Here is a 20,435-nt window from a genome sequence, read left to right on the forward strand (position 1 = left end):
ACCTGCCGGTGGTAGGAAGGATCGGTGAGGGTCTCCTGATAACCGGTCATCCCGGTCGAGAACACCGCCTCCCCAAAAGTCTCCCCCACAGCCCCGTAAGCACGACCGCGAAACACACGACCGTCCTCCAGGACGAGTACGGCGGGAGCCTGGGCTCCCCGGGTGGAGATCGTCATCGTGCGGCGCCTTCCGTAGTGCTGGTGAGATGGGTGACGGCGTCGACCCAGGCCCGGTGCTCGGCCGCGTGGTCGGAGCGGAAGCCGGAGTCGATCAGGGTCTCGCCGTGCGCCCAGGTGATGATCAGTAGGCCGCCCTCGGGCAGGACCTTGCCGGCGAGCGCCTTGTCGAGACGGGCCTCGCGCAGGGCGTCGGCCGGGATGAAGAAGTCGCTCGCGCCGGGGCGTACGACGTCCAGGCCGCGCGTGGTGAGCGTGAGCTCGGTGCGGCTGCGGGTGCCGAGGCCGTGGGCAACGATCCGGTCCAGCCACTGCCCGGCGGTGGTGGAGGCGTGGTAGCGCCCGGTGAGCGTCAGCAGCACCTCGTCGTCGGCGAAGCCGTCGGGGGTCGTTGTGAGCTCGGGCAGGTCGGACTGGAGGCTGCCGCGCCATTTCCAGCCCTGGCGCATCAGCCAGTAGACGAGGGCGACGAAGACCAGCAGGCCGATCACCCAGGCGATGCGGGCGGACCAGTCCGTCACTTCCGCCGACTTCTGCTCGGCGGCCAGGAGGTACAGGGGGGTCAGTGTTGTCACGCGAGCTTCCCGTCGACGACCGTGGCGCGGCCCCGCAGGAAGGTATGGGTGACGCGGCCCGGCAGCTCACGCCCCTCGTAGGGGGTGTTTCGGCTGCGGGACGCGAAGCCCGCGGGGTCCACTGCTCCACGGTATGCCGGATCGACCAGGGTGAGGTTGGCGGGCTCACCCGCCGAGACGGGACGGCCGTGTCCTTCGAGGCGGCCGATGGCCGCGGGGCGGAACGACATGCGGTCGGCGACGCCCGCCCAGTCGATCAGGCCGGTGTCCACCATCGTCTGCTGGACGACGGAGAGCGCCGTCTCCAGGCCCACCATGCCCATGGCGGCCGCCGCCCACTCGCAGTCCTTGTCCTCGTGCGGGTGCGGGGCGTGGTCGGTGGCGACGCAGTCGATGGTGCCGTCGGCGAGCGCCTCGCGCAGGGCCATGACGTCGGCCTCGGTGCGCAGCGGCGGGTTCACCTTGTAGACCGGGTTGTAGGAGCGGACCAGCTCGTCGGTGAGGAGAAGGTGGTGCGGGGTGACCTCGGCGGTGACGTTCCACCCCTTGGACTTGGCCCAGCGGACGATCTCCACGGATCCGGCGGTGGAGAGGTGGCAGATGTGGACGCGGGAGCCGACGTGGGCGGCGAGGAGGACATCGCGGGCGACGATCGACTCCTCGGCGACGGCGGGCCAGCCGCCGAGGCCGAGCTCGGCGGAGACGATGCCCTCGTTCATCTGGGCGCCCTCGGTGAGGCGGGGCTCCTGGGCGTGCTGGGCGACGACGCCGTCGAAGGCTTTCACGTACTCCAGGGCGCGGCGCATGATCACCGCGTCGTCGACGCACTTGCCGTCGTCGGAGAAGACCTTCACTCCGGCGGCCGAGTCGTGCATCGCGCCGAGTTCGGCGAGCTGCTTGCCCTCCAGGCCGACGGTGACGGCGCCGACGGGCTGGACGTCGCAGTAGCCGGACTCCTTGCCGAGCCGCCAGACCTGCTCGACGACGCCGGCGGTGTCGGCGACGGGGAAGGTGTTGGCCATGGCGTGGACGGCGGTGAAGCCGCCCGCCGCCGCGGCCCGGGTGCCGGTGAGGACGGTCTCGGAGTCCTCGCGGCCGGGTTCGCGCAGGTGGGTGTGGAGGTCGACGAGGCCCGGCAGCAGGATCTGGCCGACCGCCTCGACGACCGTGGCGCCGGGGGCGTCGATGCCGGTGCCGACCTCGGCCACGGTCTCGCCGTCGATCAGGACGTCCTGCGGCTCGCCGCCGAGGATCCGCGCACCGCGGATAAGGATCTTGCTCATGGTTACTTGGTCTCCTCGGTACGGGCAGGGCTCTCGGTACGGGCAGGGCTCTCGGTACGGGCAGGGGCCGACAGGGCGGTGTCGGAGCCGCCGAGCAGCAGGTAGAGGACGGCCATCCGGATGGAGACGCCGTTGGCGACCTGCTCGACGACCGTGCAGCGGTCGGAGTCGGCGACCTCGGCGGTGATCTCCATGCCCCGGACCATCGGGCCGGGGTGCATGACGATGGCGTGCTCGGGCATCTTCGCCATCCGCTGACCGTCCAGGCCGTAGCGGCGGGAGTACTCGCGCTCGGTCGGGAAGTAGGCGGCGTTCATCCGTTCACGCTGCACACGCAGCATCATGACCGCATCGGACTTCGCCAGCACGTCGTCCAGGCTGTAGCTGACGTCGCAGGGCCACTGCTCGACGCCGACGGGCACCAGGGTGGGCGGGGCCACCAGGGTGACGTGCGCGCCCAGGGTGGTGAGCAGGTGGACGTTGGAGCGGGCCACGCGGCTGTGCAGGATGTCGCCGACGATCGTGATCCGGCGGCCGTCCAGGTCCCGGCCGAGGCCGGCGTCGGCGCCGACGAGCCGACGGCGCATGGTGAAGGCGTCGAGCAGGGCCTGGGTGGGGTGCTCGTGGGTGCCGTCGCCCGCGTTGACGACGGCCCCGTCGATCCAGCCGGAGGTGGCGAGGCGGTAGGGGGCGCCGGAGGCGCCGTGCCGGATGACGACGGCGTCGGCGCCCATCGCCTCCAGGGTCAGCGCGGTGTCCTTCAGGGACTCGCCCTTGGAGACGGAGGAACCCTTGGCGGAGAAGTTGATGACGTCGGCGGAGAGCCGCTTGGCGGCGGCCTCGAAGGAGATGCGGGTCCGGGTCGAGTCCTCGAAGAAGAGGTTGACGACGGTACGGCCGCGCAAGGTCGGGAGCTTCTTGATCGGCCGGTCCGCGACCCGGGCCATCTCCTCGGCGGTGTCGAGGATCAGGACGGCGTCGTCGCGGGTGAGGTCGGCGGCCGAGATGAGGTGGCGCTTCATCTGGGGTTCTCCGGTGGCTGGAGGGGGCGTTTCAGGCATGCGGGCGCGCGGGAGCGGCCGTACGACTCCCCCGAAGGGGCGTACGGCAGGGCTTCGGGCTACTGCGCGTCCGCTGGAGCGGCCTGCTGGACGCCGAGCAGCACGGCGTCGCGGCCGTCCTCCTCGGCGAGCTGGACCTTGACCGTCTCCCGCAGCGACGTGGGGAGGTTCTTGCCGACGTAGTCGGCGCGGATCGGGAGTTCGCGGTGACCGCGGTCGACGAGGACCGCGAGCTGCACGGCGCGCGGGCGGCCGATGTCGCCGAGCGCGTCGAGTGCGGCGCGGATCGTGCGGCCGGAGAAGAGCACGTCGTCGACCAGGACGACCAGCTTTCCCTCGATGCCCTCACCGGGGATGTCGGTACGGGCCAGGGCGCGCGCCGGGCGCAGCCGCAGGTCGTCGCGGTACATGGTGATGTCGAGGGAGCCGACCGGCATCTTCCGGCCGGTGATCTCTTCGAGTTTGTCGGCGAGCCGGCGGGCGAGGAAGACGCCCCGCGTCGGGATGCCGAGCAGCACCACGTCGTCGGCGCCCTTGGCGCGTTCGACGATCTCGTGGGCGATTCGGGTCAGAACACGGGCGATGTCGGGTGCCTCGAGAACGGGGCGTGCCGCGTTGCCGGTGTCGTCGTGCTGTGCGTCCATAAGAAACGGACCTCCTTCTCCGCCTCACGGGACGGACCTTAAAGGACGTCGAAATTACGTCATCCACGTTACCAGGGCTTGCGTAAGGCTCTGGCCCCGCCCCCTGGAGGTGCCGGTCCGGACCATTCGGCTTGACGCATCCAAGTAACGCTGCGTAACCTCACAGTGAGTTACCAGCCACGCGGCGGAGCCGCACACTGTTCCAGCGTCCGGGGAGCCATATGTCCAGCGAATACGCAAAACAGCTCGGGGCCAAACTCCGTGCCATCCGCACCCAGCAGGGCCTGTCCCTCCACGGCGTGGAGGAGAAGTCACAGGGCCGCTGGAAGGCCGTCGTGGTCGGTTCGTACGAGCGCGGCGACCGCGCCGTGACCGTACAACGCCTGGCCGAGCTGGCGGATTTCTACGGGGTCCCGGTGCAGGAGCTGCTGCCCGGTACCACTCCGGGCGGGGCCGCCGAACCGCCGCCGAAGCTCGTTCTGGACCTGGAGCGCCTCGCCCATGTCCCGCCGGAGAAGGCCGGTCCGCTGCAGCGCTACGCGGCGACCATCCAGAGCCAGCGCGGTGACTACAACGGCAAGGTGCTCTCGATCCGCCAGGACGACCTGCGCACCCTCGCCGTGATCTACGACCAGTCGCCGTCCGTGCTCACGGAGCAGTTGATCAGCTGGGGCGTGCTGGACGCGGACGCGCGTCGCGCGGTCTCCCACGACGAGAGCTGAGACCGACGGGGTCCGGGTCGACCGCCCACAGCGGACCCCACAGCAGAAACGTGCCGCCGGGCCGGCGGGAGCCTTCGGGTTCCCGCCGGCCCGGCGTCTTCCTCGCCCGGCACCCCATCAGGACGTACGCCGAAGGGCCCACGGTCAGCTGACCGTGGGCCCTTCGTGGCGTGCGGGGCGAAACCGGCCCGCACGGGGGCTACTGCTCCCGGCGGAGGTTCGGCTTGAGATCCTTGAACCGGGCCAGCATGCCGTTCACGAACGACGGGGAGTCATCGGTGGAGAACTCCTTGGCGAGCTGGACCGCCTCGTCGATCACCACGGCGTCCGGGGTCTCGTCCATCCAGATCAGCTCGTACGCGCCGAGCCGGATGATGCTGCGGTCGACGACCGGCATGCGGTCGATCTCCCAGTCCACGGCGTAGGTGACGATGAGGTCGTCGATCCGGTCCGCGTACTGCGCGTACCCCTCGACGAGCTCCATCGTGAATTCGCCCACCGGCGGCTGACGGTCGTCGGTCCGCGCGTGCCGGACCCAGTCCGCGAGAACGCTCTGCACGGACTCACCGCGCTGGTCGGCCTCGAAGAGGATCTGGAAGGCGCGCTTGCGGGCCTTGTTCCGGGCAGCCACGGTTAGCTGTTCACCCGGCCGAGGTAGTCGCCCGTGCGGGTGTCGACCTTGATCTTCTCGCCGGTGGTGATGAAGAGCGGCACGCCGATCTCGTAACCGGTCTCCAGGGTGGCGGGCTTGGTGCCGCCGGTGGAGCGGTCGCCCTGGACGCCCGGGTCCGTGTGCTGGATGGTCAGCTCGACCGCGGCGGGCAGCTCGACGTAGAGCACCGCGCCCTCGTGCTGGGCGACGGAGGCGGTGAAGCCCTCGATCAGGAAGTTGGCGGCGTTGCCGACGGCCTTGCGGTCGACCATGAGCTGGTCGTACGTGTCCATGTCCATGAACACGAAGTACTCGCCGTCCATGTACGAGAACTGCATGTCGCGGCGGTCAATGGTGGCCGTATCGACCTTCACACCGGCGTTGAACGTCTTGTCGACGACCTTGCCGGAGAGCACGTTCTTGAGCTTGGTGCGCACGAAGGCGGGGCCCTTGCCGGGCTTGACGTGCTGGAACTCGACGACGGACCAGAGCTGGCCTCCGTCGAGCTTGAGCACCAGGCCGTTCTTGAGGTCGTTCGTGGAAGCCACGGTTGCGGAATCTCCTGGACTGAAGCTGGTGGAACGACCGGGAACGCGCGCTAGAGCGCGAGCAGCTCCTTGGTCGTCATGGTGAGTAGCTCGGGTCCGCCGTCCGCCTCGGGGCGCACGACGAGCGTGTCATCGATCCGGACACCGCCCCGGCCCGGGAGGTGGACCCCCGGTCCGACGGTGACCGGCACACAAGCGTCCAGTTTACCCATGGCTGTCGGTGCCAATTGCGGGTCCTCCTCGATTTCGAGCCCCACACCGTGCCCGGTGCTCGGCTGGAGACCCTCTCCGTGCCCCGCGGACTCCAGCAGGTGGCGGGCCGCACGGTCCACGTCCCGGTAGGCGGCGCCCGGCGCCAGCGCCTCCCGGCCTCCCCGCTGAGCGGCGAAAACGAGGTCGTACAGCTCGATCTGCCACGCGGCGGGAGCGGTGCCGATGACGAAGGTCCGGCCGATCTCGCAGCGGTAGCCGTGGTAGCTCGCGCCCAGGCGGACGGAGAGGAAATCCCCCTCCTCCACCCTGCGGTCGCAGGGCCGGTGGCCGCCCTGGCCGGAGCTGGGGCCGGTGGCCACGGAGGTGGCGAAGGCGGGGCCGTCCGCCCCGTGGTCGACCAGGCGGCGTTCCAGCTCCAGCGCGAGATGGCGCTCGGTGCGGCCCACCAGGATCGATTCGAGGAGCTCGCCGAGGGCCTGGTCGGTGATCTCGGCGGCGATCCGCAGGCAGCCGATCTCCTCCTCGTCCTTGACGATCCGCTGCTGTTCCACGGTGAAGCCCAGATCGGCCAGGCGCAGGCGCGGGGCCGCCTTGCCCATGGCCCGGTGCCGGGCCACGGTCAGGTCGTGCTCCTCCACGGCGAGCGAGTCCGCGCCCGACGCGGCGGCGAGACCGGCGGCCTCCACCACCGGATCCCCGTCCGGTACGGACAGCAGGTCGATCCGGAGCGCCTCGTCGGGCCGCCCGTGGCCGGGTTCGCCGGCCGGGGCGCGGGGGCAGAGCAGAACGTCCTCGCCGGGGCCGATCAGCAGCACGGCGCCGGGCGGCGCTCCGCCCGCCAGATAGCGGACGTTGGCGGGGCGGGAGACCAGGGCGGCCGCGGACCCCGCGGCGGCGCACCGGTCGCGGAGCAGCCCGCGTCGGACGGCGTGCACCTCAGACATGCTCCGAGCGTACGAGCGGGGGCGGTCGCCCGCCCGGCCAGCGCAGCCGACCGGGGGGCGGGCACCGCGGCGCCCCTCTATGCGGCCGCGGCACCCTACAGGCGGTCGTCTCCCCCGGAGAGGGCCTTGGCTACCAGGCGGGCGGGGACGCGATGGAGCGGGCCAGCACGTCGTCCAGGACCCGGGCGGTGGTCTCCACGTCGTAGGCCGAGTTGTCGATGATCGGCAGCCCGGAGCCGTACCAGCCGGCCATCCGGCCGTGGATGCGGGCGACCTCCTCGTCGGAGAGCCTGCGGTTGCCGCTGCGGGCCGCGTTGCGCTCCAGGACGATCTCCAGGCCGGGCAGCAGCACGACGGGCAGCAGGCCGGGGCCCACGTGGCGCTTCCAGCCGCCGAGGCCGACGACCGGGCGGTCGGGGAAGACGGCGTCGTCGAGGATGCAGGAGATGCCGTTGGCGAGGAAGTTACGGGCGGCGAAGCCGCAGGTGCGGCGGGCCAGGCGGTACTGGGCCTCGGAGTGGTCGTTCCAGCCGGCCTGCGGGTCGGCGAAGCCGGAGCAGACCCATTCGCGGACGTCGTCCAGGGAGACGTGGGCGGTCGGCACCCGGCGGCGGGCCGCCCAGAGCCGGGCCACGGTGGTCTTGCCGGCGCCGGCCGGGCCGATCAGCAGCACGGCGAGCGTGGCGCCGCCGGTGCCGGGCTCGGCGGGGGGCGCGGGTAGCGGCACGGGGCCGCCGGGGGGCAGCTGCATGTGCCCGGTGGCCTGGCCGCCGGCGGGGGGCGGCGTGGGTCCGGTGCCGCCCCAGCCGTACGGCGGAGCCTGACCCGGGGCCGGAGGCTGTGGGGCCTGACCCGGGGCTGGGGGCGGCGGGGGTATCGGGGGCGGGCCCGGCGGTCCGGGGTGACCGGGGTGCTGGGCCTGGTGCGACCAGCCGACAGGCCCGTTGCCGGGTCCCTGGGGCGGCGGCAGCGGGGCCCCCACTGCGTGCTGCATCCGGTGCCACTCCGTCTCGTAACCGCAACTGACGCTGATGGGACGGCCACCGTACCTTCCCGGGCCGTCTCAGGGTGAACGGCCCGGGAGGGCAGGGAGTGCCCGGCGGCCACGTGGGCCGGTAGGGGTGTCAGTCCGTCAGTTCGTCGGCCAGGGCGCGCAGGGCCAGCCGGTAGGAGCCGATGCCGAATCCGGCGACGGTACCGGTGGCCACCGGGGCGACCACGGAGGTGTGCCGGAACTCCTCGCGGGCGTACGGGTTGGAGATGTGCACCTCGATCAGCGGGGCGGTGCGCTGCGCCGCCGCGTCCCGCATCCCGTACGAGTAGTGCGTGAAAGCACCCGGGTTGAGGACGACCGGGATCGAACCGTCCGCCGCCTCGTGGAGCCAGCGGATCAGTTCGCCCTCGTCGTTGGTCTCACGGACGTCGACGTCGAAGCCGAGCTCCTTGCCGAGCGCGGTGCAGGTCTCGACGAGTCCGGCGTAGGAGGTGGCCCCGTAGACGTCGGGCTCGCGGGAGCCGAGCCGACCGAGGTTGGGGCCATTCAGCACGAAGACCCTGCGGGTCACGCGGAGACCTCCCCGTAGGCGGCCAGCAGCACGGCCGGGTCGGGGCCCTCCAGGACCGTGGGCTTGCCGAGGGCGTCCAGCACGATGAAGCGCAGCAGGTCGCCGCGGGACTTCTTGTCGACCTTCATGTTCTCCAGCAGCTTGGGCCACTGGTCACCGCGGTAGGTGAGGGGCAGGCCGACCGACTCCAGGATGCTCCGGTGCCGGTCGGCGGTGGCGTCGTCGAGACGTCCGGCGAGCCGGCCCAGCTCGGCGGCGAAGACCATGCCGATGGAGACGGCGGCGCCGTGGCGCCACTTGTAGCGCTCGTTCTTCTCGATGGCATGGCCCAGGGTGTGGCCGTAGTTGAGGATCTCGCGGAGTCCGGACTCCTTGAGGTCGCTGGAGACGACCTCGGCCTTGACCCGGATGGACCGCTCGATCAGCTCGGCGGTGTGCGGTCCGGCCGGGGTGCGGGCGCCCGCGGGGTCGGCCTCGACCAGACCGAGGATGGCCGGGTCGGCGATGAAGCCGGCCTTGATGATCTCGGCCATGCCGGAGACGTAGTCGTTGACCGGCAGCGAATCGAGCGCGGCGAGGTCGCAGAGGACCCCGGCGGGCGGGTGGAAGGCGCCGACGAGGTTCTTGCCCTCGGCGGTGTTGATGCCGGTCTTGCCGCCGACGGCCGCGTCGACCATACCGAGCACGGTGGTGGGGACGGCGATCCAGCGCACGCCGCGCAGCCAGCTGGCCGCGACGAAGCCGGCGACGTCCGTGGTGGCGCCGCCGCCGATGCCGACGATGACGTCGGTGCGGGTGAAGCCGGTCTGGCCGAGCGCCTTCCAGCAGTAGGCGGCGACCTCGACGGTCTTGGCCTCCTCCGCGTTCGGCAGCTGGATCGCGATGGCCTCGTACCCCTGGTCGGCGAGATCCTGGCGGACCGCCTCACCGGTCTCGGCGAGCGCCTCGGGGTGCAGGACGGCGACCCGCCGGGCCCGGTCGCCGATGAGCTGGGGCAGCTCGCCGAGGAGCTGGTGGCCGACGAGGACCTCGTACGGGTCGGAGCCCGCGGAGCCTGCGACCTGGATGCGGGTGGGGCCCTGCTGCGTCATGCCGGTGTTCTCCACGCCGGGGGCGGCTGCGCCCTCCGGCAGTTCCAGTGCGTCGATGATCGCCTGAGCGACCTCTTCGGGGGTGCGTTCGTCGGTGGCGACGACCGTACGGGCCACCTCTTCGTAGAGGTGGCGGCGGGCGTCCATCAGCTCGCGCCACTGCCGGCGCGGGTTGACCGCGAGCAACGGGCGGGCGGTGTTGAGCCCGACGCGGCGGACGGCCTCGTCCACGTCCATGGAGAGGTAGACGACCGGGCCGTCCGCCAGCAGCTCCCTGGTCGCCCCGTCCAGGACGGCGCCGCCGCCGAGGGAGAGGACGCCCGTGTGTCCGGCGACGGCCTCGGCCACGGCCCGGCGCTCCAGGGCGCGGAAGTGCTCCTCGCCCTCGTCGTAGAAGATCTCCGCGATCGGCTTGCCCGCCTCGGTGACGACATCCGCGTCGGTGTCCCGGTAGGTGGTGCCGAGCCGGGCGGCGAGCAGCTCGCCGACGGTGGACTTGCCGACGCCCATCGGGCCGACCAGGACGACCAGGGGGCCGCTCATCGGATCTGGAGGTGGTCGAGGTACGACCGGACGTTGCGGGAGGTCTCGGCCACGCTGTCGCCGCCGAACTTCTCCGCGACCGCGTCGGCCAGGACCAGGGCGACCATCGCCTCCGCGACGATGCCCGCCGCCGGGACGGCGCAGACGTCGGAGCGCTGGTGGTGGGCCTTGGCGGCCTCGCCGGTGACGACGTCCACGGTAGCCAGGGCGCGCGGCACGGTCGCGATGGGCTTCATCGCGGCGCGGACCCGCAGCAGCTCGCCGGTGGTCAGCCCGCCCTCGGTGCCGCCGGAGCGGCCGGAGGTGCGCCTGATGCCGTCGTCGGTGGCGACGATCTCGTCGTGCGCCTTCGAGCCGGGGACCCGGGCGAGGTCGAAGCCGTCGCCGACCTCGACGCCCTTGATGGCCTGGATGCCCATGAGCGCGGCGGCGAGCCGGGCGTCCAGGCGGCGGTCCCAGTGGACGTGCGAGCCGAGCCCGACGGGCACGCCGTACGCCAGCACCTCGACCACCCCGCCGAGGGTGTCGCCGTCCTTGTGGGCCTGGTCGATCTCGGCCACCATCGCCTTGGAGGCGTCGGCGTCCAGGCAGCGGACCGGGTCGGCGTCCAGCTTCTCCACGTCGGCGGGGACCGGGTAGACGCCGTACGGCGCCTTCGCGGCGGCCAGCTCGACGACATGGCTGACGATCTCGATGCCCGCGGTCTCCTTGAGGTAGGAGCGGGCGACGGCCCCGAGGGCGACGCGTGCGGCGGTCTCCCGCGCACTGGCACGCTCCAGGACCGGCCGGGCCTCGTCGAAGCCGTACTTCTGCATCCCCGCCAGGTCGGCATGGCCGGGGCGGGGCCGGGTCAGCGGGGCGTTACGGGCCGACGCGGCCAGCACGGCGGGGTCGACCGGGTCGGCCGACATGACCTGCTCCCACTTGGGCCACTCGGTGTTGCCGACCATGACGGCGACCGGGGAGCCCATGGTGAGGCCGTGCCGTACCCCGCCGAGGAAGGTGACCTCGTCCTGCTCGAACTTCATCCGCGCACCGCGGCCGTAACCGAGCCGCCGCCGGGCGAGCGCCTCCGCCACCATCCCCGTCGTGACCGGGACACCGGCGGGAAGTCCCTCCAGCGTCGCCACCAGTGCGGGGCCGTGCGACTCCCCCGCGGTCAGCCAACGCAACCTGCTCAAAGGTGCTCCCTCATGCTCGCGCCTGAAAATCCGACGGCGCGACCGGGTGCGCGGCCCCGGCCCGCCGCCTTTGATCCTCCCACGACTGTGCGCGGTGTCCGGCCGCCGGTCCAGCAACCGGACGGCTCTTCATCAGGTCGAACGTGTCAGCGGGCCGCGAGCGCGGCTTCCCCGGCCCGCCGCATGGCCGCCAGCGGGGCGGGGCGCCGTCCGGTCATCTGCTCGACCTGGAGGAGCGCCTGGTGCACGAGGAGGTCGAGCCCCCCGACGACGGCGCCGCCGCGCGCCGACCAGGCCGCGGCGAGCGGGGTCGGCCAGGGCTCGTACAGCACGTCGAAGAGGAGACCCGGGTGGGGCGGTACGTCGGCGGCGACCGCGTCGGTCGTGCCCGCCGGGGTGGTGGCGATGACGAGCGGCGCCTCCAGTGCGCGCGCGCCCTCCGCCCAGTCCGCGACCCGGACGTCCACGCCGAGGCGCTGTCCCCAGCCCCGCATCTCGTCGCCGCGCTCCCGGCTGCGGACGTAGGCGGTGACCGGTCCGGCGCAGATCACCGCGAGCGCGGCGAGGGCGGAGGAGGCGGTGGCGCCGGCGCCGAGGACGGCGGCGGACTCGACCTTCTCGGTCCCGCGCTCGCGCAGCGCGGCGATCATGCCGGGGATGTCCGTGTTGTCGCCGACCCGTCTGCCGTCCTCGGTGAAGACGACCGTGTTGACGGCCTCCACCGAGGCGGCGGTCGGGCTGATCTCGTCGAGGAGCGGGATGATCGCCCGCTTCAGCGGCATGGTCAGCGACAGGCCCGCCCAGGAGGCGTCCAGCCCTTCGACGAAGCCGGGCAGCGCCGCCTCGTCGACCTCGAACCGGTCGTAGGACCAGTCGTCGAGGCCGAGTTCGGCGTAGGCGGCGCGGTGCAGCACCGGGGAGAGCGAGTGGGCGATGGGCGAGCCGAGGACGGCGGCGCGGGTGGGCGTGCTCACTGGCCGGTCTTCCCCTCCTCGTACTCCTGCCGGTTCCTCTCGTGCTCCTCGTTGGTCTCCGCGAAGACCGTCTTGTCCTCGTTGATCGAGACGAAGTAGTACCAGGGGCCGGGCGTGGGGTTCATGGCCGAGTGGAGGGCTTCCGCACCCGGATTGCTGATCGGACCGGAGGGCAGGCCGATGATCTTGTACGTGTTGTACGGGTCGTCGATCTTCCGGACCTCGTCGACGGCGCCGATGTCCAGCGTGCTCTGGCCCTTGATGTAGTTGACCGTGGAGTCGAACTCCAGCCGGCCGACCGTCTCCATGTTGCCCGGTTTGAGCCGGTTGTAGACGACCCGAGCGACCTTGTCGAAGTCATGCTTGTACTTGCCCTCGACCTGCACGAGGCTGGCGACGGTGATGAGCTCCCAGGGATTCTTCAACCCGAGTTTCGCCGCACCGGCCTCCAGGTCGAGCTCGCCGTACTCCTTGTTGGCCCGCGTGACCATCCGCTTCAGCGCGGCCTCCGGCTTCGAACCCTTGGCGACCGGGTAGGCCGCCGGATACAGGAAGCCCTCCAGCGGGTCCTTCACATCCGGATCGTCCTCGGCCCAGTCGGGCAGGCCCAGCGACTCCGCCTTGGTCTTGGCGACCTTCGCCGTGGTGCCCTTCGCCAGCCCGAGCCGCTCGTCGATCTTCGCGTAGACCGTGACGTTACGGGTGCCCTCAGGGATCACCAGCGCGTTCTGGCTCTTCGGGTCGAGCATCAGCTCGATCGCGCTGGCCGCCGACATCTCCTTGTTCAGGAGGTAGACGCCCGCCTGGAGCGACTTGCCCTTGGGGTTGCCGTTCTGCGCCGCGACGAAGGCGTCGGAGGACTTGATGACGCCCTTCTTGCGCAGGATGTTGGCGATGTCGTAGCCGAGCGAACCCTCGGGGATCTCGACCTCGACCTGCTCGCTGGTGCCCGCCCCCGCGTAGTCGGCGGGGGCGCCGAACTGCTTCTTCCAGAAGGTGTAGCCGACGTACGTCACTCCTCCGAGGCCGCCGACCAGGACGACGGAGACGACCAGACAGGCGACGCCGTTGCGGCTCTTCTTCTTGCCCTTGCCACCCCGGCGGTCGTTGCCGCCGCGGTCCCGGCGCGTGGAGCGCGAGGTGTCGTCGTCCGGGTCGTCGTCGTTGTCGCGGGGCTCGCGGCCGGCGGGTTCGTCGGCGCCGGTGAAGAAGGGATGCGTCTCTTCCCGCGGCTCGTCCGGATCCCACTCCGCCGACGTGCTCTGCTGCTCGGGCGCGTCCCGGCGGCCCGGAGGCCGCGGCGGGGGGTAGGCCTCGGGCGTGCCGTAGTAGTCGTGCGATTCGCCGTAACCGGCCGGCTGCTGGGCGTACGGGTCCTGGGGCTCGGCCCCGTACGGCACGGCGGCGTGCTGACCGGAGTCCCAGCCGCCGTCGTACCGCGGCTGGGCGGGGGGCTGCTGACCGTACGGGTCCTGCTGCTGCGCGGCGTACTGCTGCTGCTCGTACTGCTGGTTCTGGTGCTGCGGGTGCTGCTGGTGCTGCTGGGGGTTCTGGTCGTACGCCTGCTGCTGGTACTGCTGATGCTGGTGCTGCTGGGCGTACGGGTCCTGCGGATAGGACTGCTGCTGGTCGCCGTACTGGCTCTGGCCGTGGGCAGCCTGCCGGCCTCCCCATCCCTGGTCCCCGTACAAGGGATCCTCGGGATGCCACGGTTCGGAGCCGGGGCTCCGGCCATACTCAGTCATCGATCCCCTAGAGCCGCGAGACGACGTTCCGCCTCTTCGCTTCGCTGTGCGGTGTTTGTTCGAACTACCGCCGCATCGCGCGGAACGTTACCGTATCGCGATCAGACAACCACTTCGACGCCCTCGCCAGGGGGACGACCTGACGCCCGTTCGGACTCCAGAGCGTTCTGAAGGATCACCACAGCGGCAGCCTGGTCGATGACAGACCGGCCCTTCTTGGACTTCACACCCGAGGCGCGCATGCCCTGAGCGGCCGTCACTGTGGTCATCCTCTCGTCCACCAGACGCACCGGAACGGGTGCGATCGAACGGGCGAACGCCCGGGCGAAGTCACGGACCTTGGCTGCCGCCGGGCCCTCACCGCCGCCGAGGGAGCGCGGCAGGCCGAGGATGACCTCGATCGGCTCGTACTCCTCGACCAGCAGGCGCAGCCGCCGGTGGGCGGCCGGGACATCGCGTCCCGGCACGGTCTCCACCGGCGTGGCCAGGATCCCGTCGGGGTCGCACGAGGCGACCCCGATCCGGGCGTCCCCGACGTCGACGGCGAGCCGTCGTCCGCGGCGCATCTGTGTCATCCCGCCGGTCACGCGGTCTCGGTGACGAGGCGTTCGACAGCGGCCACGGCGTCACCGATGGCGGCCGGGTCGGTGCCACCGCCCTGGGCGACGTCCGGCTTGCCGCCGCCACCGCCGCCGAGCGTCTTGGCCGCCGTACGGACGAGGTCACCGGCCTTGAGACCGCGCTCGCGGGCGGCCTCGTTGGTGGCGATGACCGTGAGCGGACGGCCGTTGGCCGTGGTGAACAGGGCCACGACGGCCGGCCGGCCGCCCTGGATGCGCCCGCGCACGTCGAGGACCAGCTTGCGCAGGTCGTCGGCGGAGGTGCCGTCGGGGACCTGGCCGGTGACCAGGGCGACGCCCCGGACGTCCTTGGCGGACTCGACGAGTCCGGCGGCGGCGGCCAGGACCTTCTCCGCGCGGAACTTCTCGATCTCCTTCTCGGCGTCCTTCAGCTTGCCGAGCATGCCCGCGATCTTCTCCGGGAGCTCCTCGGGACGGCCCTTGACCAGCTCTTGGAGCTGCGCGACGACCGTGTGCTCCCGGGCGAGGAAGTTGTACGCGTCCACGCCCACGAGGGCCTCGATCCGGCGCACGCCGGAGCCGATGGAGGACTCGCCGAGCAGCTTGACCAGGCCGAGCTGGGCGGTGTTGTGGACGTGGGTGCCGCCGCACAGCTCCTTGGAGAAGTCGCCGATGGTGACGACCCGCACCCGCTCGCCGTACTTCTCGCCGAACTCGGCGATGGCGCCCTGCTTCCTGGCCTCGTCGATCGACATGACCTCGGCCTGGACGTCGAGCTCGCGGGAGAGGACCTCGTTGATCTTCTGCTCGACGTCGGTCAGGACCGTGCCGGGAACGGCGGCGGGCGAACCGAAGTCGAAGCGGAAGCGGCCCGGCGAGTTCTCCGAACCGGCCTGGGCGGCCGTCGGGCCGAGCGCGTCGCGCAGCGCCTGGTGGGTGAGGTGGGTGGCGCTGTGGGCACGGGCGATGGCCCGGCGGCGGGTGGAGTCGATGGCGGCGAAGACCGGGGCCCCGACCGTGACCTCGCCGACCTGGACGACACCCTTGTGGACGTGGACGCCGGGGACCGGCTTCTGGACGTCGCGGATCTCGATCACGGCACCGGTGTCGAGCCGGATGCGGCCGGTGTCGGCGAGCTGGCCGCCGCCCTCGGCGTAGAAGGGGGTGCGGTCGAGGACGACCTCGACCTCGTCGCCCTCGGTGGCGGCGGGCGAGGGCACACCGTCGACCAGCAGGCCGACGATGGTGGACTCGCCGGCGGTGGAGGTGTAGCCGGTGAACTCGGTGGCGCCGGAGGTGTCGGCGACCTCGCGGTAGGCGGACAGGTCGGCGTGACCGGTCTTCTTGGCGCGGGCGTCGGCCTTGGCCTTGTCGCGCTGCTCCTGCATGAGGCGGCGGAAGCCGTCCTCGTCCACGGAGAGCCCCTGCTCGGCGGCCATCTCCAGGGTCAGGTCGATCGGGAAGCCCCAGGTGTCGTGGAGCAGGAACGCCTTGTCGCCGAGGAGGACCTGGCCGCCGGCGGCCCTGGTCTCGGTGACGGCGCTCTCCAGGATGTTGGTGCCGCCCTTGAGGGCCTTGAGGAAGGCGGCCTCCTCGGCGAGCGCGACCGTCTCGATGCGCTTGCGGTCGGTGACCAGCTCCGGGTACTGGAGCCCCATCGTGTCGATCACGACGTCGACCAGGTCCTTGACGACCAAGCCGGTGGCGCCCATCAGGCGCATGTTGCGGATGGCGCGGCGCATGATGCGGCGCAGCACGTAGCCGCGGCCCTCGTTGCCGGGGGTGACGCCGTCGCCGATGAGCATCACCGACGTACGGATATGGTCGGCGACGACGCGGAGCGAGACGTCCGTGGCCCTCTCGGCGCCGTAGCGGACGCCGGTCAGCTCGGTGGCCTTGTCCATGACGACGCGCAGGGTGTCGGTCTCGTACATGTTCTGCACGCCCTGCAGGATCATGGCGAGGCGTTCGAGGCCGAGTCCGGTGTCGATGTTCTTCGACGGCAGGTCCCCGAGGATCGGGAAGTCCTCCTTGCCGTCGCCGGCGCCGCGCTCGTACTGCATGAAGACCAGGTTCCAGATCTCCACGTAGCGCTCGTCGTTGATGGCGGGGCCGCCCTCGACGCCGAACTCGGGGCCGCGGTCGTAGTTGATCTCGGAGCACGGGCCGCAGGGTCCGGGCACGCCCATGGACCAGAAGTTGTCCTTCTTGCCCAGGCGCTGGATGCGCTCGGCGGGGACGCCGATCTTGTCGCGCCAGATGGACTCGGCCTCGTCGTCGTCGAGGTAGACGGTGATCCAGAGCTTTTCGGGGTCGAGACCGTAACCGCCGTCCTCGACGGAGTTGGTCAGGGCCTCCCAGGCGAGCTGGATGGCGCCTTCCTTGAAGTAGTCCCCGAAGGAGAAGTTGCCGCACATCTGGAAGAAGGTGCCGTGCCGGGTGGTCTTGCCGACCTCTTCGATGTCCGGCGTACGCACGCACTTCTGCACGCTGGTGACGCGCGGGGCGGGCGGCTTGACCTCGCCGAGGAAGTACGGCTTGAAGGGGACCATGCCCGCGGGGACCAGCAGCAGAGTCGGGTCGTCCGCGATGAGCGACGCCGAAGGCACGGCGGTGTGACCGCGCTCCTCGAAGAAGCTCAGCCAGCGGCGGCGGATTTCAGCCGACTCCATCAGTGGTCCTCATTCCGGTTGTTCGAGTTGTAGGGGAGCTTGCGGTACGTGTTCTTGTCCGCGGGCGGCTCGGACGCCTCGACGGCGTAGTGCCGCTGTACGGGGAGGTCGGGGTCGACCGGTGCCTCCAGGCCCAGGGCGCCGCCCAGTTCGGCTTCGCGCCGGACCATGCCCTCGCGGACGTCCAGTGCGAAGTCCTTGATCCGGTGGCCGGTCTCGATCGCCTTGTCGGCGGCCTGCGCCGCGAGGCTCTCGGGCGTCAGCTGCTTGATCTTGCGGTTGACCTTGGTGGTGGCCCAGACACCGGCGGCTGCGCCGGCGGTGAACCAGAACGTGCGGCGGAACATCGCTGGATCAGTCCTTCTGTCCGCGGGTGTCTCGGCGTTCGCGCTTGCGTCCGCGCGCCGAAGGTACGGTTCGGCCGACGATCACCGTGCGGCGGGAGGAGCGGCTCCGCGCCGGTTCCGGTGCGGGCTCGGGGGCGGTGCGGCGGCCGAGGGCCTGCCGTACGCCGTAACCGAACGCGGCCACCTTGACGAGCGGGCCGCCGAAGGTGGAGGCGACGGTGGTGGAGAGCGCGGAGGCGTTGGAGGTGACCTCCTGGACGTCGCTCGCGATGGCGTCGACCTTGTCCAACTGGGTCTGCGCGGACCGCACCGTCGCCGACGCGTCGGCCAGCAGCGGAACGGCCTGTTCGGTCACGTCCGCCACGAGTTTGGTGGTCGCCTTCAGCGTCTGGGCGAGCCTCACCAGCACCACGGCGAGGAACGAGACCAGGATCGCCCAGAAGACGGCCACGAGAATCCCGGCCACCTCTCCACCGGACACTGTGCACCGCTCTCTGCTCATCGATCGGCCCCTGCCGGGGCTTGTCTCCGCCGGTGCGGCCGGCTGCTGCCCGCGCGCCCGATCGTCGTCCCACGAGCCTATCGCGCCGCACATCTTCTCCCCTACCGCATTCCCCGCCGGTCCTGCGGCATTCTCCCGGGACGGGGCCCGGGCCCGCGGACGCGATTGCACGGAGAGCTTTCGGGCCAGTACTCTGCGTGTTTCATGCGACGCCTGCAGCACCCCTCCCCGAACCCGGACGATCCGGACTCCCGCCGCACGGCCCCGGCCGGCAACGTCCCGGCGGAGCTGAACCGGTTCGTGGGCCGCGGTGGCGAACTGGACGCGCTGGGCGGGCTGCTGGAGGAGTCCCGGCTCGTCACCGTCGTCGGAGTGGCGGGCGTGGGCAAGACCCGGTGCGTCGGCAAGGTCGCCGCTTTGATGGAGAAACGGTACTGCGACGGGGTCTGGCTCGCCGAGCTGTCCCCCGTCCACGATCCCGGCCTGCTGGAACACGCCGTGGCCGAGGCGCTGGGGCTGACCGATCACACCGGCAGACCGCCGCGCACCGTCCTCGTGGAGCACCTCCGTGAGCGTCGGGCGCTGCTGGTGCTGGACGGCTTCGAGCATCTCGTCGACCGCTGCGCCGACCTCGTACGGGAGTTGCTGCGCCGCGCGCCCCGGCTCCAGGTGCTCGCCGCCGGGCGGCGCCCCCTCCTGGTGGACGGCGAGGTGACGTTCCCCCTCGCTCCGATGTGCGACGAGGACGCGGCGGAGCTCTTCTGGGGGCGGGCCCGGGCGGTGCGGCCGGACCGGGAGCCGACGGCCGGGGACCGGGCGGCGGCCCTGGAGCTCTGCCACCGCCTGGACGGGATTCCGCTGGCGCTGGAGCTGGCGGCGGGGCGGCTGCGCGCGCTCTCGGTCGACCAGGTGCTGCTGCGTCTGGACGACCGGTTCCGGCTGCTGACGGGCGGCAGCCGTGGTGCTCCGCCCCGCCACCGGGCGCTGCGTACGGCGATCGGCTGGAGCCATGAGCTGTGTACGCCCGCGCAGCGGCTGCTGTGGGCCCGGCTGTCGGTCTTCGCCGGGCAGTTCGACCTGGAGGCCGCCGAGTACGTCTGCGGCGGGGCCGGTCTGCCGGCCGACTCGGTGCTCGACGTGCTGGAGGAGCTGCTGGCCCAGTCGGTGGTGGAGCGCGAGGACGGTGCGGTCGGGACCCGCTACCGGCTGCTGGAGTCGGTCCGCGAGTACGGCGCCGAGTGGCTGGCGGCGGCCGGGGACACCTGGCGGATGCGGCGCCGCCACCGGGACTGGTTCCTGGGTCTCGCGACCTGGTGCGAACTGGACTGGTTCTCCCCGCGCCAGGCGGAGGTGGCGGCCCGGATCGACAGTGAGCTGCCCAACCTCCGACGGGCGATGGAGTGCTCCATGGAGAGCCCCGCCGAGGTCCACCTGGCCCACCACCTGGCGGGCTCGCTCTGGTTCTACTGGGCCGGGTGCGGACGGCTGTCGGAGGGGCGGTACTGGCTGGAGCACGTACTGGAGGAGCCGACCCCCTACGACGCCTCGCGGCTCAAGGTGCTGTGGGTGCTGGGTTATGTGGCGGTGCTCCAGGGCGACGCGGTCGGGGCGGTCTCGGCGCTCCATGAGTGCCGGGAGGAGGCCGAGCGGTCCGGGGACGCCACGGCGATGGCGTACGCCGTGCACCGCACGGGCTGCCTGGCGATCGTCACGGACGACCCGCCCCGCGCCGAGGAGCTGCTGCGTGACGCGCTCGGCCGCTACCGCGAGATCGGCGAACTGAACAGCAATGTGGTGATGGCGCAGGTCGAGCTGGCCATGGCGGTGGCGTTCCAGGGCGATCTGGACGCGGCGGCGGCCATCTGCGAGGAGGTACGGGGGGTCTGCGAGGACCACGGGGAGCGGTGGGCGCTGGCGTACGCGCTCTACGTCCTGGCGTACGCGGCGCTGCGGCGCGGCCAACCGGAGCGGGCGCGGGGGATGCTCGGGGAGTGCCTGGCGATCGGCCGGACCTTCGACGACCTGCTGGCCACCGCGCTCTCGCTGGAGCTGCTGGCGCTGGTGACGGTGGTGGAGGGCGGCGCCGGGGAGGCCGCGGTGCTCCAGGGGGCGGCGGAGCGGATCTGGCCGTCGGTGGGGCTGCCGCTGTTCGGCTCGGTGTATTTCGGCCGGCCACGGGTGGAGTGCGAGGAGCAGGTGCGCCGGGAGCTGGGGGACGCGGCGTACGAGGCGGGGTTGCGGGCCGGGAGGCGGCTGGACCGGGCCGCCGCGGTCGAGCGGGGGCTGGCCGGCGGCGGTCCGCGGGAGCGGCGCGGCACATCCGGGGCGGGCGGTGGGCCGGCTCCCGGGGGAATGCGAAGGCCCGCCGCCTCCCGGATGACAGGGAGGGGCGGGCCGGAGCACTGGTGAGAGCGGC

The 20,435-nt window shown here is 71.8% G+C and carries 20 protein-coding genes; 2 read left to right on the top strand and 18 right to left on the bottom strand.

Annotation, left to right across the window (positions count from 1 at the left end; genetic code table 11):
* From ACIQAK_RS15085 to pyrR, 5 genes are all read right to left on the bottom strand, one after another.
* Nucleotides 1-176 (bottom strand): carbamoyl-phosphate synthase domain-containing protein (locus ACIQAK_RS15085; protein WP_401848211.1); only part of this gene is annotated, 176 nt, incomplete at its 3' end.
* Entirely contained in the window at nucleotides 173-751 is a 579-nt protein-coding gene (locus ACIQAK_RS15090; protein WP_366389885.1) for a hypothetical protein, read from the bottom strand. The genes ACIQAK_RS15090 and ACIQAK_RS15085, both read right to left, overlap by 4 nt.
* The gene (locus ACIQAK_RS15095; RefSeq protein WP_366389884.1) at nucleotides 748-2,034 is read right to left on the bottom strand and encodes a dihydroorotase; all 1,287 of its coding nucleotides are present in this window, start codon (nucleotides 2,032-2,034) and stop codon (nucleotides 748-750) included. Before ACIQAK_RS15095 ends, ACIQAK_RS15090 begins: the two co-directional genes overlap by 4 nt.
* Before the next feature lie 2 nt (nucleotides 2,035-2,036).
* The gene (locus tag ACIQAK_RS15100; protein ID WP_366389883.1) at nucleotides 2,037-3,056 is read right to left on the bottom strand and encodes an aspartate carbamoyltransferase catalytic subunit; all 1,020 of its coding nucleotides are present in this window, start codon (nucleotides 3,054-3,056) and stop codon (nucleotides 2,037-2,039) included.
* A gap of 98 nt (nucleotides 3,057-3,154) precedes the next feature.
* Entirely contained in the window at nucleotides 3,155-3,739 is a 585-nt protein-coding gene (gene pyrR / locus ACIQAK_RS15105; RefSeq protein ID WP_018515203.1) for a bifunctional pyr operon transcriptional regulator/uracil phosphoribosyltransferase PyrR, read from the bottom strand.
* A 221-nt stretch (nucleotides 3,740-3,960) separates the two neighbouring features.
* Here pyrR and bldD point away from each other — a divergent pair, with 221 nt between their 5' ends.
* The gene (gene bldD / locus ACIQAK_RS15110) at nucleotides 3,961-4,461 is read left to right on the top strand and encodes a transcriptional regulator BldD (RefSeq protein ID WP_006123181.1); all 501 of its coding nucleotides are present in this window, start codon (nucleotides 3,961-3,963) and stop codon (nucleotides 4,459-4,461) included.
* Nucleotides 4,462-4,660: 199 nt separating this feature from the next.
* Here bldD and nusB read toward each other — a convergent pair whose 3' ends face one another.
* The 13 genes from nusB to ACIQAK_RS15175 form a co-directional block, all read right to left on the bottom strand.
* A complete protein-coding gene (gene nusB / locus ACIQAK_RS15115) occupies nucleotides 4,661-5,092 on the bottom strand; it encodes a transcription antitermination factor NusB (protein WP_366389882.1) in 432 nt (143 codons plus the stop codon).
* Nucleotides 5,093-5,094: 2 nt separating this feature from the next.
* On the bottom strand, nucleotides 5,095-5,661 hold the full coding sequence (gene efp / locus ACIQAK_RS15120; protein ID WP_366389881.1) for an elongation factor P: 567 nt from the start codon (nucleotides 5,659-5,661) through the stop codon (nucleotides 5,095-5,097).
* A gap of 50 nt (nucleotides 5,662-5,711) precedes the next feature.
* Complete coding sequence (locus ACIQAK_RS15125; RefSeq protein ID WP_366389880.1) at nucleotides 5,712-6,818, bottom strand: M24 family metallopeptidase; 1,107 nt, start codon at nucleotides 6,816-6,818, stop codon at nucleotides 5,712-5,714.
* 130 nt (nucleotides 6,819-6,948) lie between these two features.
* On the bottom strand, nucleotides 6,949-7,812 hold the full coding sequence (locus ACIQAK_RS15130) for a Pro-rich N-terminal domain-containing protein (RefSeq protein ID WP_366389879.1): 864 nt from the start codon (nucleotides 7,810-7,812) through the stop codon (nucleotides 6,949-6,951).
* A 130-nt stretch (nucleotides 7,813-7,942) separates the two neighbouring features.
* The gene (gene aroQ, locus ACIQAK_RS15135) at nucleotides 7,943-8,383 is read right to left on the bottom strand and encodes a type II 3-dehydroquinate dehydratase (RefSeq protein WP_366389878.1); all 441 of its coding nucleotides are present in this window, start codon (nucleotides 8,381-8,383) and stop codon (nucleotides 7,943-7,945) included.
* Nucleotides 8,380-10,017: a 3-dehydroquinate synthase gene (aroB, locus tag ACIQAK_RS15140; RefSeq protein ID WP_366389877.1), complete on the bottom strand. Its 1,638-nt coding sequence runs from the start codon at nucleotides 10,015-10,017 to the stop codon at nucleotides 8,380-8,382. Before aroB ends, aroQ begins: the two co-directional genes overlap by 4 nt.
* Complete coding sequence (gene aroC / locus ACIQAK_RS15145; protein ID WP_366389876.1) at nucleotides 10,014-11,198, bottom strand: chorismate synthase; 1,185 nt, start codon at nucleotides 11,196-11,198, stop codon at nucleotides 10,014-10,016. Before aroC ends, aroB begins: the two co-directional genes overlap by 4 nt.
* Before the next feature lie 146 nt (nucleotides 11,199-11,344).
* On the bottom strand, nucleotides 11,345-12,172 hold the full coding sequence (locus tag ACIQAK_RS15150) for a shikimate dehydrogenase (RefSeq protein WP_366389875.1): 828 nt from the start codon (nucleotides 12,170-12,172) through the stop codon (nucleotides 11,345-11,347).
* On the bottom strand, nucleotides 12,169-13,917 hold the full coding sequence (gene mltG / locus ACIQAK_RS15155) for an endolytic transglycosylase MltG (RefSeq protein WP_366389874.1): 1,749 nt from the start codon (nucleotides 13,915-13,917) through the stop codon (nucleotides 12,169-12,171). The genes ACIQAK_RS15150 and mltG overlap by 4 nt, the downstream gene beginning before the upstream one ends.
* A gap of 101 nt (nucleotides 13,918-14,018) precedes the next feature.
* Nucleotides 14,019-14,492: a Holliday junction resolvase RuvX gene (gene ruvX / locus ACIQAK_RS15160; RefSeq protein WP_366389873.1), complete on the bottom strand. Its 474-nt coding sequence runs from the start codon at nucleotides 14,490-14,492 to the stop codon at nucleotides 14,019-14,021.
* Nucleotides 14,493-14,500: 8 nt separating this feature from the next.
* Complete coding sequence (gene alaS, locus ACIQAK_RS15165; RefSeq protein ID WP_366389872.1) at nucleotides 14,501-17,170, bottom strand: alanine--tRNA ligase; 2,670 nt, start codon at nucleotides 17,168-17,170, stop codon at nucleotides 14,501-14,503.
* On the bottom strand, nucleotides 17,170-17,517 hold the full coding sequence (locus tag ACIQAK_RS15170) for a DUF6167 family protein (protein ID WP_366389871.1): 348 nt from the start codon (nucleotides 17,515-17,517) through the stop codon (nucleotides 17,170-17,172). Before ACIQAK_RS15170 ends, alaS begins: the two co-directional genes overlap by 1 nt.
* A gap of 7 nt (nucleotides 17,518-17,524) precedes the next feature.
* Complete coding sequence (locus tag ACIQAK_RS15175) at nucleotides 17,525-17,983, bottom strand: DUF948 domain-containing protein (protein WP_366389870.1); 459 nt, start codon at nucleotides 17,981-17,983, stop codon at nucleotides 17,525-17,527.
* A gap of 240 nt (nucleotides 17,984-18,223) precedes the next feature.
* On the opposite strand from ACIQAK_RS15175, the gene ACIQAK_RS15180 reads away from it, so the two are divergent.
* Nucleotides 18,224-20,428 carry an AAA family ATPase gene (locus ACIQAK_RS15180; RefSeq protein WP_366389869.1) on the top strand — a complete coding sequence of 735 codons (2,205 nt, stop codon included), beginning with the start codon at nucleotides 18,224-18,226 and terminating at the stop codon, nucleotides 20,426-20,428.
* Nucleotides 20,429-20,435 lie beyond the last annotated feature (7 nt).

Source organism: Streptomyces sp. NPDC088706, assembly GCF_044752765.1.
GTDB lineage: Bacteria > Actinomycetota > Actinomycetes > Streptomycetales > Streptomycetaceae > Streptomyces.

Excerpts from the sequence above, each read along its gene's own strand:
- ACIQAK_RS15170 (WP_366389871.1), bottom strand. The coding sequence starts at position 17,517 with ATGTTCCGCCGCACGTTCTGGTTCACCGCCGGCGCAGCCGCCGGTGTC.
- ACIQAK_RS15125 (WP_366389880.1), bottom strand. The coding sequence starts at position 6,818 with ATGTCTGAGGTGCACGCCGTCCGACGCGGGCTGCTCCGCGACCGGTGC.
- ACIQAK_RS15095 (WP_366389884.1), bottom strand. The coding sequence starts at position 2,034 with ATGAGCAAGATCCTTATCCGCGGTGCGCGGATCCTCGGCGGCGAGCCG.
- bldD (WP_006123181.1), top strand. The coding sequence starts at position 3,961 with ATGTCCAGCGAATACGCAAAACAGCTCGGGGCCAAACTCCGTGCCATC.
- pyrR (WP_018515203.1), bottom strand. The coding sequence starts at position 3,739 with ATGGACGCACAGCACGACGACACCGGCAACGCGGCACGCCCCGTTCTC.
- ACIQAK_RS15180 (WP_366389869.1), top strand. The coding sequence starts at position 18,224 with ATGCGACGCCTGCAGCACCCCTCCCCGAACCCGGACGATCCGGACTCC.
- ACIQAK_RS15100 (WP_366389883.1), bottom strand. The coding sequence starts at position 3,056 with ATGAAGCGCCACCTCATCTCGGCCGCCGACCTCACCCGCGACGACGCC.
- alaS (WP_366389872.1), bottom strand. The coding sequence starts at position 17,170 with ATGGAGTCGGCTGAAATCCGCCGCCGCTGGCTGAGCTTCTTCGAGGAG.
- ruvX (WP_366389873.1), bottom strand. The coding sequence starts at position 14,492 with ATGACACAGATGCGCCGCGGACGACGGCTCGCCGTCGACGTCGGGGAC.
- ACIQAK_RS15130 (WP_366389879.1), bottom strand. The coding sequence starts at position 7,812 with ATGCAGCACGCAGTGGGGGCCCCGCTGCCGCCGCCCCAGGGACCCGGC.
- mltG (WP_366389874.1), bottom strand. The coding sequence starts at position 13,917 with ATGACTGAGTATGGCCGGAGCCCCGGCTCCGAACCGTGGCATCCCGAG.
- aroB (WP_366389877.1), bottom strand. The coding sequence starts at position 10,017 with ATGAGCGGCCCCCTGGTCGTCCTGGTCGGCCCGATGGGCGTCGGCAAG.